General features: G+C 38.6%; 17 protein-coding genes, 1 other RNA gene and 1 other annotated feature (1 of these 19 cut by a window edge). Of the genes, 17 read left to right on the top strand and 1 reads right to left on the bottom strand.

Annotated elements, in window-relative coordinates; translation table 11 throughout:
- Positions 1–108 (top strand) — a binding site (T-box leader) (it extends 135 nt beyond the left edge of the window).
- Between the two features lie 196 nt (positions 109–304).
- From hisS to PI85_RS04910, 16 genes are all read left to right on the top strand, one after another.
- Positions 305–1,573: a histidine--tRNA ligase gene (hisS, locus tag PI85_RS04840; RefSeq protein WP_036119144.1), complete on the top strand. Its 1,269-nt coding sequence runs from the start codon at positions 305–307 to the stop codon at positions 1,571–1,573.
- Positions 1,574–1,637: 64 nt separating this feature from the next.
- A complete protein-coding gene (gene aspS, locus PI85_RS04845; RefSeq protein WP_036119141.1) occupies positions 1,638–3,407 on the top strand; it encodes an aspartate--tRNA ligase in 1,770 nt (589 codons plus the stop codon).
- Between the two features lie 139 nt (positions 3,408–3,546).
- Positions 3,547–3,746, top strand: a non-coding RNA gene (gene ssrS / locus PI85_RS23805) — 6S RNA.
- Positions 3,747–3,956: 210 nt separating this feature from the next.
- Positions 3,957–5,165 (top strand): N-acetylglucosamine-6-phosphate deacetylase, encoded by a 1,209-nt coding sequence (gene nagA, locus PI85_RS04850; RefSeq protein ID WP_042737438.1) that lies wholly within the window; start codon positions 3,957–3,959, stop codon positions 5,163–5,165.
- A gap of 26 nt (positions 5,166–5,191) precedes the next feature.
- A complete protein-coding gene (locus PI85_RS04855) occupies positions 5,192–5,914 on the top strand; it encodes a GntR family transcriptional regulator (RefSeq protein WP_025114380.1) in 723 nt (240 codons plus the stop codon).
- A 4-nt stretch (positions 5,915–5,918) separates the two neighbouring features.
- The gene (locus tag PI85_RS04860) at positions 5,919–6,644 is read left to right on the top strand and encodes a sugar isomerase domain-containing protein (RefSeq protein WP_036119137.1); all 726 of its coding nucleotides are present in this window, start codon (positions 5,919–5,921) and stop codon (positions 6,642–6,644) included.
- A gap of 17 nt (positions 6,645–6,661) precedes the next feature.
- The gene (locus PI85_RS04865; protein WP_036119135.1) at positions 6,662–6,931 is read left to right on the top strand and encodes an HPr family phosphocarrier protein; all 270 of its coding nucleotides are present in this window, start codon (positions 6,662–6,664) and stop codon (positions 6,929–6,931) included.
- 105 nt (positions 6,932–7,036) lie between these two features.
- A complete protein-coding gene (gene eis, locus PI85_RS04870; protein WP_036119133.1) occupies positions 7,037–8,212 on the top strand; it encodes an enhanced intracellular survival protein Eis in 1,176 nt (391 codons plus the stop codon).
- Between the two features lie 227 nt (positions 8,213–8,439).
- Entirely contained in the window at positions 8,440–8,751 is a 312-nt protein-coding gene (locus PI85_RS04875) for a PTS sugar transporter subunit IIB (protein ID WP_036119130.1), read from the top strand.
- A gap of 16 nt (positions 8,752–8,767) precedes the next feature.
- Positions 8,768–9,088, top strand: a complete 321-nt coding sequence (locus tag PI85_RS04880; RefSeq protein ID WP_036119127.1) for a PTS lactose/cellobiose transporter subunit IIA — start codon at positions 8,768–8,770, stop codon at positions 9,086–9,088.
- 47 nt (positions 9,089–9,135) lie between these two features.
- Positions 9,136–10,461 carry a PTS sugar transporter subunit IIC gene (locus PI85_RS04885; RefSeq protein ID WP_036119124.1) on the top strand — a complete coding sequence of 442 codons (1,326 nt, stop codon included), beginning with the start codon at positions 9,136–9,138 and terminating at the stop codon, positions 10,459–10,461.
- A 24-nt stretch (positions 10,462–10,485) separates the two neighbouring features.
- A complete protein-coding gene (locus PI85_RS04890) occupies positions 10,486–11,568 on the top strand; it encodes a DUF871 domain-containing protein (protein WP_036119121.1) in 1,083 nt (360 codons plus the stop codon).
- Positions 11,569–11,586: 18 nt separating this feature from the next.
- Positions 11,587–12,600, top strand: a complete 1,014-nt coding sequence (locus PI85_RS04895) for an N-acetylglucosamine kinase (RefSeq protein ID WP_233301384.1) — start codon at positions 11,587–11,589, stop codon at positions 12,598–12,600.
- Between the two features lie 156 nt (positions 12,601–12,756).
- Complete coding sequence (locus PI85_RS04900) at positions 12,757–13,521, top strand: ThiF family adenylyltransferase (protein ID WP_008181132.1); 765 nt, start codon at positions 12,757–12,759, stop codon at positions 13,519–13,521.
- Between the two features lie 126 nt (positions 13,522–13,647).
- The gene (locus PI85_RS04905; RefSeq protein ID WP_036119119.1) at positions 13,648–14,034 is read left to right on the top strand and encodes a hypothetical protein; all 387 of its coding nucleotides are present in this window, start codon (positions 13,648–13,650) and stop codon (positions 14,032–14,034) included.
- A gap of 212 nt (positions 14,035–14,246) precedes the next feature.
- The gene (locus PI85_RS04910; RefSeq protein WP_036119116.1) at positions 14,247–14,765 is read left to right on the top strand and encodes a hypothetical protein; all 519 of its coding nucleotides are present in this window, start codon (positions 14,247–14,249) and stop codon (positions 14,763–14,765) included.
- A 210-nt stretch (positions 14,766–14,975) separates the two neighbouring features.
- On the opposite strand, the gene PI85_RS04915 is transcribed toward PI85_RS04910, so the two are convergent.
- On the bottom strand, positions 14,976–16,265 hold the full coding sequence (locus PI85_RS04915; RefSeq protein WP_036119112.1) for a replication-associated recombination protein A: 1,290 nt from the start codon (positions 16,263–16,265) through the stop codon (positions 14,976–14,978).
- Positions 16,266–16,470: 205 nt separating this feature from the next.
- Here PI85_RS04915 and cymR point away from each other — a divergent pair, with 205 nt between their 5' ends.
- A complete protein-coding gene (gene cymR / locus PI85_RS04920; protein ID WP_008181126.1) occupies positions 16,471–16,890 on the top strand; it encodes a cysteine metabolism transcriptional regulator CymR in 420 nt (139 codons plus the stop codon).
- Positions 16,891–16,942 lie beyond the last annotated feature (52 nt).

Here is a 16,942-nt window from a genome sequence, read left to right on the forward strand (position 1 = left end):
GTAGGAAAAAACGGAATCGGCCGTTATCCGATTACGAGGAGGACACATGTAAAAATTTGTGTCAACTAGGGTGGAACCGCGGAAGCTTATACAGCTCTCGTCCCTTGCATAGGCAAGGTGACGGGAGCTTTTTGTGTTGTCTAAAAACATGGAATGCTAGTAATGAGGCAGTTTACTTAATATGAGAATGTCCGCCACTTACGTTGGAGGAGGGTCAGATGGAGCCTCGCTCAACATAAGTAGAACCCGCCTAGTCTCGATGAAAATGGCTCAATCATAGGCAATCAATATAGGAGGGAATTACATGAGTTTTAAAGTGCCAAGAGGGACACAAGATATTTTGCCAGGTCAATCTGAAAAATGGCAGAAGGTTGAAGCAATTATTCGTGATATTTGTCGCGTTTATCGCTACAACGAAATTCGCACACCGATTTTCGAGCAGACTGATTTATTTGCACGTGGTGTAGGGGAAACAACGGATGTTGTTCAAAAAGAAATGTATACATTTGAGGATCGTGGAGGTCGTTCACTAACACTACGTCCTGAAAATACAGCTGGTGTTGTACGTGCGTATGTGGAACATAAAATGTTTGGCGCTCCAGATCAACCTGTTAAGCTGTCTTATTTAGGACCGATGTTCCGCTATGAGCGTCAACAAGCTGGTCGCTATCGCCAATTTGTTCAATTTGGTGTAGAGGCAATTGGCTCAGCAGATCCTGCAATTGATGCAGAAGTCATTGCGCTTGCAATGGATGTCTATGAATCAGCGGGCTTACAGGATTTAAAATTAGTGATCAATTCACTAGGTGATAAAGAAACACGTGATACGCACCGTACAGCTTTATTACAACATTTTGAGCCACATATTCATGAATTTTGCTCAGATTGCCAAAATCGTTTACAAAAGAACCCATTGCGTATTTTAGATTGTAAGGTGGATCGTGAGCACCCATTAATGAAAACAGCTCCTGCATTAACAGAGTTCCTTACAGAGGAATCGGCTGCTTATTTTGCTCAAGTGAAATCATATTTAGATACTCTTGGCATTACGTATGAGGTTGATCCAAACCTTGTAAGAGGACTGGATTATTACAACCATACGACATTCGAAATTATGTCAACGGCATCTGGCTTCGGAGCTATTACAACACTTTGTGGTGGTGGACGATACAATGGTCTAGTGCAAGAAATTGGCGGTCCAGATGTACCTGGTATTGGTTTCGCTTTAAGTATTGAACGTTTGTTATTAGCGCTTGAAGCAGAAGGTGTTGAATTAGATACGGCTTCAGGATTAGACGTTTATATTATTGCCATGGGCGATGAGGCAAAGCAAAAAGCGGTAGAGTTAACTAGTACTTTCCGTGCAAAGGGCCTTGCAACAGAGATGGATTATTTAGATCGTAAAATGAAAGCCCAAATGAAATCAGCCGACCGTCTAGGGGCCAAGTATACAATTGTTCTTGGTGAAACAGAGCTTGAAGAGCAAGCAGCTGCCGTAAAACATATGGAATCTGGTGAGCAGCACAAGGTTGCATTTTCAGAGTTAGTCAATTATTTATCGCAACAATCCTAAACAAAGATATGGCATTTCTCGTTAAATGCTACATAAATTGAATATATTTTGGAGGAATTTAACAATGGCTACAAGAACACATGCTAGTAACGAGCTTTCAGAAACGTTACAAGGCGAAAAAGTCGTATTAAAAGGATGGGTACAGCGTCGTCGTGACCTAGGTGGATTAATTTTCATTGATTTACGTGACCGTACAGGTATTACACAAGTTGTCTTTAGTCCAGACGTTGCAGAAGCGCATGCATTGGCGGATAAAGTGCGTAGTGAGTATGTAATTGAAATAGAAGGAACAGTCATCCTACGTACAGAGGACCAAATCAACCCGAATGTACCAAACGGTAAAATCGAGGTGGAGGCGACGAATTTAGTCGTCATTAATACAGCAAAAACTACACCATTCCAAATTGAAGATCGCACAGACGTATCAGAAGATCTTCGTTTAAAATACCGTTATCTTGACCTACGTCGTCCAGTTATGTTCGATACGTTCAAAATGCGTTCGGACGTTACGCGTACAATCCGTAACTTCTTACAAAACGAAGGCTTCCTAGAGGTTGAAACTCCGATTTTAACAAAATCAACGCCAGAGGGTGCTCGTGACTATTTAGTACCATCACGTGTCCATGAAGGTGAATTTTATGCTTTACCACAATCACCTCAGCTATTTAAACAATTATTAATGGTTGCTGGCTTTGAGAAGTATTTTCAAATTGCACGTTGCTTCCGTGATGAGGACTTACGTGCTGACCGTCAACCTGAGTTTACACAGGTGGACATTGAAACAAGCTTCTTAACACAAGAAGAAGTTTTAGAAATGAACGAGCGATTAATCCAAGCAGTCATGAAAGAAGTAAAAGGGATTGATATTCCTGCACCATTCCAACGTATGAAATACCAAGAAGCAATGGATCGTTATGGTTCTGATAAACCAGATGTACGCTTTGGATTAGAATTAGTAGCTTTAAATGATGTTTTTGAAGGTTGTGGTTTCAAAGTGTTCGCTGATACAGTGGCACAAGGAAAACAAGTTAAAAGTATCAATATTAAAGGTGCAGCTGACAAATACTCTCGTAAAGACATGGATGAACTAACTAAGTTTGTGGGTATTTACGGAGCTAAAGGTCTTGCTTGGTTAAAGGTAACAGAGGAAGGCTTAAATGGCCCTATCGCAAAATTCTTCGATGAGGCGTTAGCGGCAGCATTAATCGAACGAATGGGTGCAGAAGTTGGCGATATTCTAGTATTCGTTGCGGATAAAGCATCCGTTGTAGCGGCTTCTTTAGGGGCACTTCGTACGAAATTAGGTCAAGACTTAGAATTAATCGACGAATCACAATTTGCATTCCTATGGATTACAGACTGGCCATTATTTGAATACTCTGAGGAGGACGGTCGTTATTATGCAGCTCACCATCCATTTACACGCCCGTTTGACGAGGATATTCCGTTAATGGATACAGATCCAGCAGCTGTTCGTGCACAGGCATATGATATCGTATTAAACGGCTATGAGCTTGGTGGTGGTTCACTGCGTATTTATGAACGTGACCTACAAGAAAAAATGTTTGAATTACTTGGTTTCTCCGAAGAAGAAGCTCAAGCCCAATTTGGTTTCTTATTAGAAGCATTTGAATATGGCGTGCCACCACATGCTGGACTTGCATTTGGTCTTGATCGCTTTGTGATGCTATTAGCAGGCCGTCACAATTTACGTGATACAATTGCCTTCCCGAAAACAGCAAGTGCAAGCTGCTTAATGACAGAGGCACCAAGTGAAGTATCTTCTGAGCAACTTAGTGAGTTAAGCTTGGCAATTAAACCTTTTAGAAAATAATTTATAATGCAAAATACCTGGATTTCCTAGCAAAAATTGTTGGGAATCTAGGTATTTTTTGCGTTTTCTCAAGAAATTATAGATTATTAGATAAAATCGTTTGAATTATCAGAAAAGTTTTGCTATGATAACTGTAATACGAATCCTGATGTGTTTGTCTACCTGCTAATTCTACTTCACAGTTTTGACCGAACACTATCGAATCGGGAGCCTTCATTTTGTGGTCGCAAACATGCCCCTAGCGGAGCGGGACGTTTAAAGCTGCAAAGCAGGCACCCCCCTGCAAATTGCGGGTTCAAAACGAATGTTTCTTGGCATTACGGCACAATTGGGATTCGTCCTATACATAGGATTGAAAAGGAGCTTATAAAAAAGCTCCTTTTTTATGTGCAAATGAATATATCAACCTCTCACGTGTCTTAGCTTTTATATTCGGAACTATTTCAAAGGACAAAATAATGTATGAAAAATTTAGAAAATAGAAAAAATAGCTTTTTATTTTTGGAAAATGAGCATATAATTGGTATAGACAACTATACCTTATAAGAAATGGTGAAAATTCATCGAAGCTTTAAAAATTTAGCTGGAGGGGAAATTTTGAAGGATACGCTATTAATCTCCCATGTCACAATGATTAATCCTGAGGGGAAACCATTTGAGGGTGATCTCTTTATTCAGGACGGGGAAATTGCTCAAATAGGCTGTAACTTAAATATCGAGGCAGCTCACTATATAGATGGTACAGATCAGGATTGGCTTCTGCTCCCAGGTTATATTGATATGCATATTCATGGATCAGCAGGCCATGATACGATGGATGCTACTCAACAGTCTTTACATGCGATGGCTCGCTCTTTAGTGCAAGAAGGTGTTACAAGTTTTCTTGCTACGACAATGACACAATCCGTTGGTAAAATTGAAAGCGCTTTATTGAATGTAGCGGAATTCCAACGTTATGAAGGCGAAGCGAATGTATTGGGTATACATGTGGAAGGTCCATTTGTTTCGAAAATTCGCGCTGGTGCTCAGCCAGTAGCTTACATGATTAGTCCTACGATTGAGCAATTTGCCCATTGGCAAAATATTAGTAACCATCAAATAAGACAAATCACGATAGCACCAGAAATAGAGGGTGGCTTTACATTTCTTGAAGCACTAAGAGACTATCAGGTCATTCCATCTATTGGTCACTCTGACGCTTCAATTGATGAAGTCCATAAAGCAGTAGCTTTAGGAGTAAATCAGGCCACTCATTTATACAATCAAATGCGGCCTTTTCATCATCGTGACCCTGGTGTAGTCGGTGGAGCTTTACTAGATGACAAGATTAAGGTTGAACTTATTGTTGATTTTGTGCATAGTCATCCTCAATCAGTCATGTTGGCTTATCGTTTGAAAGGTGCAAAGGGCATTATTCTTATTACGGATGCGATGCGCGCGAAAGGGTTACAGTATGGCGAATATGATTTAGGCGGGCAAACAGTGTCTGTGAGTGAAAAAGGTGCTCATTTAGCAAATGGTGCATTAGCTGGCAGTATTTTAACGATGGAACAGGCAGTAAAAAATATGAAGACTGTTACAAATTGTTCACTGCAAGAAATAGTCGCCATGTCCTCTACAAATGCCGCAGAGCAGTTAAGGTTGCCCAAGAAGGGGCGAATCAAAGAAGGTTTTGATGCAGATTTTGTATTGCTTGATCAAAAATTAAATGTGCAAAAAACTATTTGTCGAGGTAAAGTTGTATTTGAGAAATCATAAATGAGGCAATAAGGAAGGTGCAAGAATTGTTAGAGAAAAATTCTCATATACCTATCTATATACAAATAGAAGAGATTATTAAACAACGAATTTATTTAGAAGAGTACAAAATTGGTGAAACAATACCTTCAGAACGAGAGCTTTCTGCACAGTTTGATGTTAGTAGAATGACTGTCCGTCAATCCATTACCAATCTCGTAAATAGCGGTTTGCTATATCGAGAAAAAGGAAGAGGTACCTATGTTGCCAATCCAAAATTAGAGCAACCGTTAAAAGGCTTAACAAGTTTTACTGAGGATATGCGAGCAAGAGGAATGGAACCGAGTAGTAAAGTATTACGTTTTGAAAAAATTATACCGCCAGTGGATATTGCAAGGGATTTAATGATGGAGCCCGGAGAAGAAGTGTTTTTTGTCGTGCGAATAAGAAATGCTGATTCCAAGCCAATGGCGATTGAAAAAACGTATATACCTGTGAAAGTATATCCAGAGTTGGATGAGAAGCAAATAATGGGCTCATTATATGCATTAATCGAAGCAAAATTCCATCAGAAAATTGGTAATGCCGTCCAACAAATGGAAGCAGCGATTGTGTCGAAAGAGGATGGAAAGTTTTTGCAAATTAATCAAACAGCGCCTGTTTTAATTATTAAACGTACGAGTTATCTATCTGACGGTCGGCCATTTGAGCTTGTACGTAGTACGTATCGTGCGGATCGTTACAAATTTATAAGTGAAATAAAAAGGTGATTATATGGATGCATATATTTCTGAAATTGAAAAGCTGATCCAGGTTGTGAAGGAGCAGGAGTCTGCTTGTATAAAGGAAGCGGCACAAATTATTGTGCAACGCCTTCAAAAAGGTGGGATTATCCAATTATTCGGATGTGGTCATTCACAGCTATTAGCACAGGAGGCCTTTTATCGTGCGGGAGGTTTAGTACCTGTACGTCCGATTTTTATTGAACCTCTAGCATTACATGCAGGAGCCATAGCCTCTTCTATTAACGAAAAGGACCCAGCAATTATTGATCAACATAAAGAGAAATTTGACTTTCATGAAAATGATATTTGCATTGTGATTTCAACTTCTGGTAGAAATGCAGCACCGATTGATGCAGCTTTATTAGCCAAACATGCAAACGTATTTGTCCTATCTCTCCAATCACTTGATTATAGAGAGCAGGCAACACGTCATCATTGTGGACTACGACTGGAAGAAGTGGTAGATCTCGTTATTAACACCCATATACCTATTGGTGATGGTGTTCTACATGCACATGCTCATAACATGCAATATGCCCCTGCATCGACAGTTATCGGTTCGCTGCTATTGAATGCTTTATTCAGCGAAGTTATTGAGGAAATTGCCAAGACTTCAAACGAGCTGCCCATTTTTGTTAGCAATAATGTAGACTCCGATTGGTCACATAATGAGATAATGATTGCCAATTATCAAGATCGAATAGATTTCACATGAAAATGGAGGCGTTATGAATGAAGAAAATGTATAAAATTACTACACCCGAAGGAATACATGCAAGACCCGCTGCCTTACTAGTCACTGCGGTTACACCATTCGAAAGTGATATTACCTTAACTTTTCAAGAGAAGGCCGTAAATTTAAAGTCTATTATGGGTGTTATGTCATTAGGGGTTAAACCCGGAAGTGTAGTGGAAATATCAGCGGATGGACCAGATGTTGAAAAATTATTTCAAACAATAACAGATATTATGGTATCAAAGGAAATAGGGGAAATGCTTTAAGGATTCTAGCAGTGGTTGATTTACAAGCCACTGCAGTCGAATCTCCTTTAACAGATTCATAGCTATTTAATTATAAGAATATTCAGTTCTAAAAGGGGTGGTTATATGGACATTCGTATCGTCTCACCAAACGATTATGGGCAGATCCATCAATTAAGAGATTATTGTTTTCCAAATAAATATACTGGGCCACGTAGAGAGGATTTTCACTATTGGATTGAGCATAGTGCAACACTAGGTGCTTATGATGCCAAAAAGGTAGTGGGGCAGCTATTAATTCTACCACTCAATATGACCGTGCATGGTATTAGCTACAAGATGGGGGGCATAGGGTTTGTCGCTACCTATCCTGAGTATCGTCAGCAGGGAATAATAAAAAAACTGATGACAGAAGCTCTACAAAGTATGCGTGAAAATGGGCAAACCATTTCTGTGTTAGCACCATTTTCTGTGTCCTTCTATCGTCATTTCGGATGGGAGTTGTTCTTTGAGAAATTATATTACACAATACCACAATCGATGTTCCCTTCTTTTGGGAAGCAATTAGATGTCGTCAAACGGATGAGCTTTGAATGGCCAGACTCGAAGCTTTTCGAAAAAATCAAGGAATTTCATCAGGCAATGGCTATTGCTCAAAATGGTGGCATGATCCGTGATGATGCATGGTGGAAAAGAATTGAAAGAAGGAGCCCTGATAGTCATTTTGCTGCCTATTTTAACGAGGATCATTTAGAAGGATACATCCGTTATACGATCCAGCAGGGTACGTTTGAAATTCAAGATTTTATCGTAGCAAATTATTCAGCAGAACAAGCTATGTGGCGTTACATGACATCACATGCAGCGAGTGTCAGTAGTATGAAAGGGGTTACTTCCAATCATAGGCCATTTGGCTTTTATTTCGAAGAGCCACAATTTAAAAAGGAAGTTAAACAAGATGTGATGGTCAGAGTAGTAGATGCTTATGCATTTATGAAGCAATATCCATGGAAGGATATTGCTGAAACATTGTATGTCCGTATTGAAGATAAGTATTGCCCTTGGAATGAACAGATTTATCAAATAAATAAAAGTGGCCATGTCTCAATAATTGAGACAAATTCGATCAGTGACATGCATATGTTAACATTACCTATTAATCTTTTTTCTGCCATGATGGTTGGCTATCTGTCAGTAAAAGATGCTCTTATGTATGCCAATCAACCTATAGAAGAGAAGATTATCCAGCAATGGCAGTGGGCATTACCTACTGAAAAACCAGCGTTTTATGAGTATTTTTAAGGAATGAATAGTCAGTAAAATTAAAATTTTTTTGAATTCTTTTGTGGACTATACCAGTTAAGTATAATCGTTTATTTTTCTATAAAAGTGCAATAGCCCAATTTTGTAAACACTTTCATAAGAAGAAAATTACTGTAAAAAATATATTGTGGTATATACCAATAGGTGCTATTCTCAGATTAAGTAAGCGATTACACTGTTGGAAAATGAAAAAAGGAGTGTTTGAAATGAAAAATATTATGTTAGTGTGTGTAGCTGGTATGAGTACTAGTTTATTAGTATCCAAGATGCAAAAAGCTGCACAGGAGCAAAATATTGAGGCAGATATTTATGCAATTGCAGAAGGCGAGGTTGAAAAAGTACTAGCGTCTAAAAAAGCTGATGTGCTGTTATTAGGTCCTCAAGTACGCTATTTAAAGGGCTCATTTGAAACAAAATTCAAGGACATGGATTTCCCAATCGATGTTATTAATATGGCAGATTACGGCATGATGAATGGCGAAAAAGTCTTGCAGCAAGCATTACAATTAATAGGTTAAAGGAGGCTCAAGGGGGATGGAAGAAACAGCATTAATGGAATCCATTATGGGGCTTATTGTTCATAGTGGACATACAAAAAGTGAATGCATGGAAGCTCTACAATTGGCTAAAAAGGGACAGATAGACGCAGCCAAGGAAAAAATTAAATTAGCGAATGAGGCATTAATCGAAGCACACCATTCTCAAACAGGTTTATTATCACAGGAAGCAAGGGGAGAAAAAGTCGAAGTATCGATGTTATTAATTCATGCGCAAGACCATTTAATGAACGCTATTACATTTCGTGATCTAGCACAGGAAATGATTGAATTATATGAACAAATCAAAGGGGAGTAACATCAAATTTTGATGTCACAATAAAAAGCAAAGGGAGTGTATGATTAATGTTCCGTTTTTTAGAAGAAAAATTTGTACCGGTTGCTGCTAAGGTTGGGAATCAGCGTCATTTAGTTGCCATTCGTGATGGATTTATTACGATCATGCCTTTGACGATTGTAGGATCACTGGCTGTACTTATTAATAATTTGCCTATCAAATTTTATCAAAATGCACTCGATGCCATTTGGAAACATGAGACATGGACACAGTTTGGAGGCAATGTCTGGGGCGCAACATTTGGAATCATCTCACTATTATTAGCGTTTTCCGTTGCCTACCATTTGACAAAAAGCTATAACAAGGATGCATTATCTGGAGGGGTTATCGGACTTGCCGGTTATATGACATTTGGTACGTTTGGGGAAGGTGGTTTAACGGGATTAACGACAGGTACGGGAGGAATATTTGTTGCCCTCATAACGGCCTTGATTTCCGCAGAGCTATTCTCGCGATTATCTGGCAACTCTAAACTATTAATTAAAATGCCTGCGGGAGTACCATCGGCTGTATCCAAATCTTTTGCTGCTTTACTGCCTGCAATTATTACGATTGGATTATTTGCATTAGTTCGAACGATCATTTCGGCTGGCTTTGATGTACCAGATATTATTGGATCGTTTTATTCATCAATACAAGAGCCATTTATGGGCTTAACAAATACATGGGTAGCTGGTCTTATTTTAGCTTTCATTCCTACGTTTTTATGGTCATTTGGTATACATGGCGCGAATATTATCGAGCCATTTATGCAATCCATTAATCTTCAAGCAATCGATGCGAATGTTGCAGCTATTTCTGCTGGCAAAGTAGCACCCTATATTATTAATAAACCGTTCTTTGATGCATTTATTAATATGGGTGGTTCAGGTACAACGATTGCCTTAATTATTGCCATCTTCATTATTGCTCGAAAAAATAAACAGTACAATACAGTAGGTAAGCTATCAGCTGCACCTGGATTATTTAATATTAACGAGCCATTATTATTTGGTTTACCAATTGTATTAAATCCAGTTTTATTTGTACCATTTATTTTAACACCAATGGTTAATGTGACGATTGCATTCTTTGCAACAAAATGGGGTTTTGTGCCTGCAGCAACAATTGCGGTTCCATGGACGACACCACCGATTATTAATGGTTTCTTAGTAACACAATCTTGGCGTGGAGCAGTATTAAGTATCGTATTAATCGTAGTAGCTATATGCATTTACCTGCCATTCCTGTCTATGGCAAATCGCATGGCGAAGCAAAACGAGCAAAAAGCTGCTTTAGCGGCACAGAATGAATCAACTGTAGCCCAATCAGAAGGTCAAAAGGTAGAAGTATAAGCGTTTACTAACGGAGGGTTTGAAGTGAAGAGATTAGGTATTTCGCTATATCCACAGCATAGTACATTAGACGAAATGAAGCGCTATGTTCAGCTCGCTCATGACAACGGTTTTGATCGTATTTTTACATGTTTGATGTCATTAAAGCAGGAAGAAGAACGGCAGAAATTACAGCAAATTAATCAATTTGCACAGCAGTTAGGGTTTGACATCTCTGCTGATATAGCGCCAGCCGTTTTTCAAGAGCTAAATTTAACCTATAGAGATATAGGGTATTTGAAAGAGCATTATCATTTGGCGGCATTACGTTTAGACATGGGTTTCTCAGGTCAGGAAGAAGCATTCATGTCACTTGATGAAAGTAATCTAAAAATTGAATTAAATATAAGCAATGGTACGAAATATGTAGACAACATTTTATCCTACCGTCCGAATAAAGAAAATATTATCGGCTGTCATAATTTTTATCCAAGACAATTTACAGGCTTATCTCGTCAGCATTTTTTACAAACCTCACGACAGTTTAAAGCAAACAATATACGAACGGCTGCGATGATTTCCTCACAGTATGGTAAGTTTGGGCCATGGGAAGTAACGGAACAAGGTTTACCAACATTGGAGGAGCACCGTCACCTTCCTATTACGGTGCAAGCAAAAGATTTATGGCACACTGGGTTAATCGATGATTGCATCATTGGTAATATGTATGCATCGGAGGAAGAAATACAAGCTTTAGGACAATTAAATCGCCAGAAGCTTGAATTAAAACTTGTTCAGTCAGCTGACACCAGTATTTTAGAGGAAACAATCCTTTATAAGGAACCACATTTTAATCGAGGGGATGTATCTGAATATGTGATTCGGAGTACACAATCTCGCGTGAAATATAAAAATGGGGATTTTCCTGTACACGATACACGACCATTAAAGGTGGGCGATGTCACGATCGATAATAATTTGGATGTTCGTTATAAAGGTGAGCTACAAATTGTACGAAAGGAAATTCCGAATGCTGGGTCAAGTAATGTTGTTGCAACTGTTGTGGAAGAGGAACAGTTTTTACTAGCACACATTCAACCGTGGTCGTCATTTGGGTTTACGAAATGAAAATAAGAGAGGAAGGGATTGAGTCATCAATCTCTTTTTCTTTATGAGAAAGGATATGGTGTTATGTATGTTTTAGCCATTGATGGTGGTGGCACAAAAACGACGGCGGTTATTTGTGATGAAAAAGGTCAATGCTTTGCCCAAATCCAAACGACACGCAGTAACCCTACAGCTATGGATCAACCATATTTCGAAGCAACCATCCATTCAATCATGCAAAGCCTGCAGCAACAAAACCATCAAATAGTGGCAGAGATTAGCAGCTGCTTTGCGGGTATGGCGGGTGTCAAGGAGCTTCAAGCCGAGAGCATCGTAGAATCTATATTGCGGCAATATGTATGTAGCTCCGCGTCCATTACAGTCGATAATGATGCGTTGATCGCTCTTTATGCGGGTACACTTGGAAAGGCAGGAATTGTGCAAATCGCGGGGACAGGCGCTATAACGATGGGATATGATAAGCAGCAGCATTTTCATCGAGTAGGTGGCTGGGGGTATCTTTTTGATGATGAAGGAAGCGGCTATGATTTAGGCGTCCAGCTACTAAAGGCTGTGCTACAAAGCTATGATGGCAGAGCACCAAGTACTATATTGACAGAAGCTGTGCTGAAACATTTCTCTGTAGAACATGTGCCACAATTAATCGCCTCTGTTTATGGAGAAGAGCATCCACGCACAGTTATCGCGCCATTGAGTGCTTATATTGTTGCAGCGGCTGATGATGGTGATCTAGTAGCTAAGAGAATCATTGAAGAAGCCTGTCAAAACTATTTTAAGGCCATTAAAGCATGTTATTTACGAATGGTGTGGGGGCAAGAAGAAGTGCCTGTCGTCCTATGTGGGGGCGTGTTTACGCATGAAAATTATTTTGTTCCAAGGCTTCAAGCGATGGCAATGGAGGAGACATTACCGTTCCGTTTTAAGACCCCTGCATTACCCCCAATAGGAGGAGCTGTTATTGCGGCCCTTCAACAAATGAATGTCCAGTTTAGTAGTTCTTTTGTTGAGACCTTTCAAAAAAATTATGTATAATGAAGCATAGAGCAATTGAATCGATTCAATTGCTCTATTTTTTTCTTTATAATTTTAACTTGATGAATAACATGATAAAATGTAATATAGGTTTTGATTTTATCTTAGTATTTAACTAGGTTTACTAATAAAATTTCATAGATGGAGAGTGTCAGGATGTTACATCAATTTTCACGTAACGAGCTCGCTATAGGAACAGAGGGTCTCGAAAAATTAAAAAATACAACGGTTGCTATTCTGGGTGTAGGTGGTGTCGGTTCATTTGCTGCTGAAGCATGTGCACGAAGTGGTATCGGCCGAATTATATTAGTCGATAAGGATAATGTAGATATTACTAATGTGAACAGACAATTAGTGGCGTACCTATCTACAGTTGGGCAATCTAAATCAGCTATTATGAAAGAGCGCATTGCAGATATTAATCCTGACTGTGAAGTCATTGATATGCATATGTTTTATACGGAAGAAACGTATGAAGAATTTTTTGCACAAGGCATTGATTATGTAATCGATGCAAGTGATACAGTCATGTATAAAATTCATATTATGAAAGAATGCTTAAAGCGTAATATTCCTATTATTGCTAGTATGGGTGCAGCGAATAAGATGGACCCTACTCGCTTCCAAATAGCAGATATTTCTAAAACACACACAGATCCACTAGCAAAAATTATCCGTACAAAGTTACGTAAAGAAGGTATTCATAAAGGTGTGACAGTTGTATTTTCAGATGAAAGTCCGATTGTCGTACGTCCAGATGTTGTTGAACATGTAGGGAAGCCGGATGCTGCAATTCGGAAAGCGAAAATGCCGCCTTCCTCCAATGCCTTTGTGCCTTCAGTAGCTGGTTTAATTGCAGCAAGCTGGGTTGTTAATACGATCTTAAAAGATGTGAAAATCACACGCGTACAAGGTTATTAGTCTATAGGATTTCACAAAACAGCATGATGAATCAAATTCATAGAAGTAGCCGCCTTTTATTGTTTTTAGGGGGGGCTACTTTTTCTATGTTACAATTAGACCGTTATAAAAAGGAGGCGTATACAGATGGATAAAATTTATCAAATGGAGTATAGAGGTTTAAATCTTTTCGATGAAATAAGCACTGTTGAGTTAGCTATAGATGAAGAAAAGCAAACGATACATATTTATGATATTGGACAGGTTGTAAGCCCCATTTTTAATTTTGATGTATCTGCCTATGAATTGTCAGATGGCTTTTATAAAATGGCCGATATTTTGCGCCATAAAAAAATATTAACGAATCAACAAGCTGATAGCGACCTAACATTAAGTGAATGGTTAATAAAAAACAATGCTTATTTTTATATCCCTAATAAACGTATTAAAAAATATGTCCAGGGAAGTATTGTGGAAATTGTTGATCGAACTATGGAACAAGCGTTATTTGACGAGTATGTACAAAGGGTATAATTTTACCAAAATAGTTCTTCTTATGTGCATAAAATGCTATTAATTCACGAAATTGTCTTATTTTTTTCATGTCTCCACTACTCTAATTGGTTTATTGCTATAATTTGAATAATTCCAATAGATAATCGATCAGTTTGTTTGGGATGCTTTGAGCTAATCAAAAATAGCCATAAAATGCGGAATCAACAAATGACAAATGGGAGAGTGGGAAAATGGAAATTCAAATTATTCGAGATCATTTAGATATTGTCAAGCTTCAAGAGAAAATGAATGCCATTGTATTTGATTACTTAGACACATCTGATAATTATCCGAAAGCGATGCGAGAATTAAATCCTTTATATATACAAGTGACAACTTTTTATAAGGAATATATCGATCATCGGGCAGGGGAGATTCCTAGTGCAAATACGTATTGGCATTTGTTTATCGACTGTAGTGCCAAGTTATGTTATTTTTTAGCGGCTTCAACGTTCTATTCATCTAATGCTTTACAAAAGACGCCAGACAAAATCGAGAAGTTATTACATATTGCTGCTACTTCTTTACCTAGTATCGATCAAGAGGAAAATGAGCAATTATTAACAGATATTTTTGCCCTCATGGCTGAAGTCGTAGAGGATAAAGAAAAAGTGACTACGTTGCGCAATGAAGTACTTGTACAAAATGGTGATGTGAAGCAATGTCTTCAACAGTTTAAATTATTTGTTGATCATGAATTGAATATCTAGACAGTGGAAGACACTCTATTGTCTGAAAATAGACTATATAATAGGAATCTGCGTGAACTTTTGTAATTATTTCTAGTTTTTCAACCGTGGTATGTGTTGGAAAGTGGATGTATTTGCCCATTAAAGTTTCGTGGGTTCTTTTTTTATGGTATCGCTAAAAAAAGCAAAGTCTCTTCTAATGGTAGAAGTAATGACTTTGCTCTAGGAAAGCTACTTTATATTTTGATGAAAAGATTTAAGTTTTTCATAGATACTAGCCATACGTTTTTCCTCACCAGCAATAACAGGTTTATAAAACTCGGTTCCTACCAGTTCATCAGGTAAGTATTGCTGATCTACCCAGCCGCCGAATGTTCCGATGGGTGTGTTATGAGGATATTGATATCCAACATGACCTAAATCTGTTGCCCCAGCGTAGTGAGCATCACGCAAATGATGAGGTATATCACCCGTTTTACCATCATGAATCGCCTTTATCGCGTCATCGATTGCCAGGATAGCTGAATTAGATTTTGATGCTAAACACATTTCAATAACTGCACTTGCAAGTGGGATGCGTGCCTCTGGTAATCCAAGACGTTCTGCTGCCTGTATCGCGGCCAGCATATGCGGACCCACCTCAGGGTTGGCAAGGCCAATATCTTCATAAGCCATGACAAGTAAACGTCTGCTGACAGCCACTAAATCACCAGTTTCTAATAAATGTGCTAAATAATATAGTGCGGCATTCGTATCACTGCCACGGACAGACTTCTGCAAGGCAGAAAGTAAATTATAAAAATGTGAGCCCTTTTTATCACCATAAACACCAATTCGACTAATTAAGTGATCAATAATATGGTCGGCTGCAATCGTTTGTCCCTCTACTTCATCACTTGCGTAGTAAATGGATTCAAGTAACGTTAATGCCTTTCGTGCATCTCCATTAGCTGCCTCTGCAATATGCTCAATTTGTGAAGGTGTTAAGACAAAATGATATTTACCTAAACCTCGTTTTTCATCTGCAAGTGCTTTTTCTACAAGCTCCATTAGATTTTCCTTCGTTAATCGTTTAAGTTGATAAATCTCACCACAGCGAGATCGAATCGCTGGATTGACATCGTGGTAAGGATTTTCCGTTGTTGCACCGATTAAGACAATCGAGCCATTTTCCACATGTGGTAGCAAAGTGTCTTGCTGTAATTTATTGAAGCGATGAATTTCATCTAAAAAAAGTAGAACTTTTCCCGAGATTCTAGCTTCTTGGACAATATCTTCTACATCTTTTTTGCCAGCTCGTGTCGCGTTGAGTGCAAAGAAAGGGAGCTGCGAGCTTCCTGCAATTGCATTTGCAATAGAGGTTTTGCCGATGCCGGGTTCTCCATAGAGCAACATGGAAGGGACATGTTCATTTTGAATCATTTTATATAGAGCAGTGTTTGGACCAATAAAATCTTGATGACCTACAATCTCATCAAGTGTTAAAGGACGCATTCGAAAAGCAAGTGGTTCATTGTGCAAAATAAATCCCCCTTTCAGTCGTTGTCATTTTTTATTTATCCATTTTTTTGCACTAAAATTCAGCGCTACTAGTGAATCGTTGAACAATGTTGAATCGCAGTATTTAGTATATCATATCCTTCTAGGTGTATTTCCGAGTTCATCAAGAGGAGATTATGATATACTGTTGGTAGTAATTTTGACTAGACTAATTGAGGGTGATAAAATGAAAATTTCAACAAAGGGCCGTTACGGGCTTACGATTATGATTGAATTAGCAAAGCATTACGGAGAGGGTCCTATTCCTTTACGTAAAATTGCTGCTGAAAAGGAGCTTTCAGAGGCGTATTTAGAGCAATTAGTGTCACCACTTCGTAATTCAGGCTTAGTAAAAAGTGTACGTGGCGCTTATGGTGGTTATATGCTAGCAAACCCACCGAGCGAAATTTCTGCAGCCCATGTTATTAGTGTACTAGAAGGGCCAATTCAACCAGTAGAGGGTATTGAAAACGAGGAAGCACCACAACGCGAGTTATGGTTGCGCATTCGTGACGCAGTAAAAAATGTGTTAGATACAACAACAATTGAAGATTTAGCACAATACACAGAAGAAAATGTAGCAGAAGGCTATATGTTCTATATTTAAAATGTTTAAGCTAAAGCGCTGCTCCCCATACGTATCATAGTTGAGTTGAAAA

Origin of the sequence: Lysinibacillus sp. A1, from assembly GCF_000801965.1 — a bacterium.
GTDB lineage: Bacteria > Bacillota > Bacilli > Bacillales_A > Planococcaceae > Lysinibacillus > Lysinibacillus fusiformis.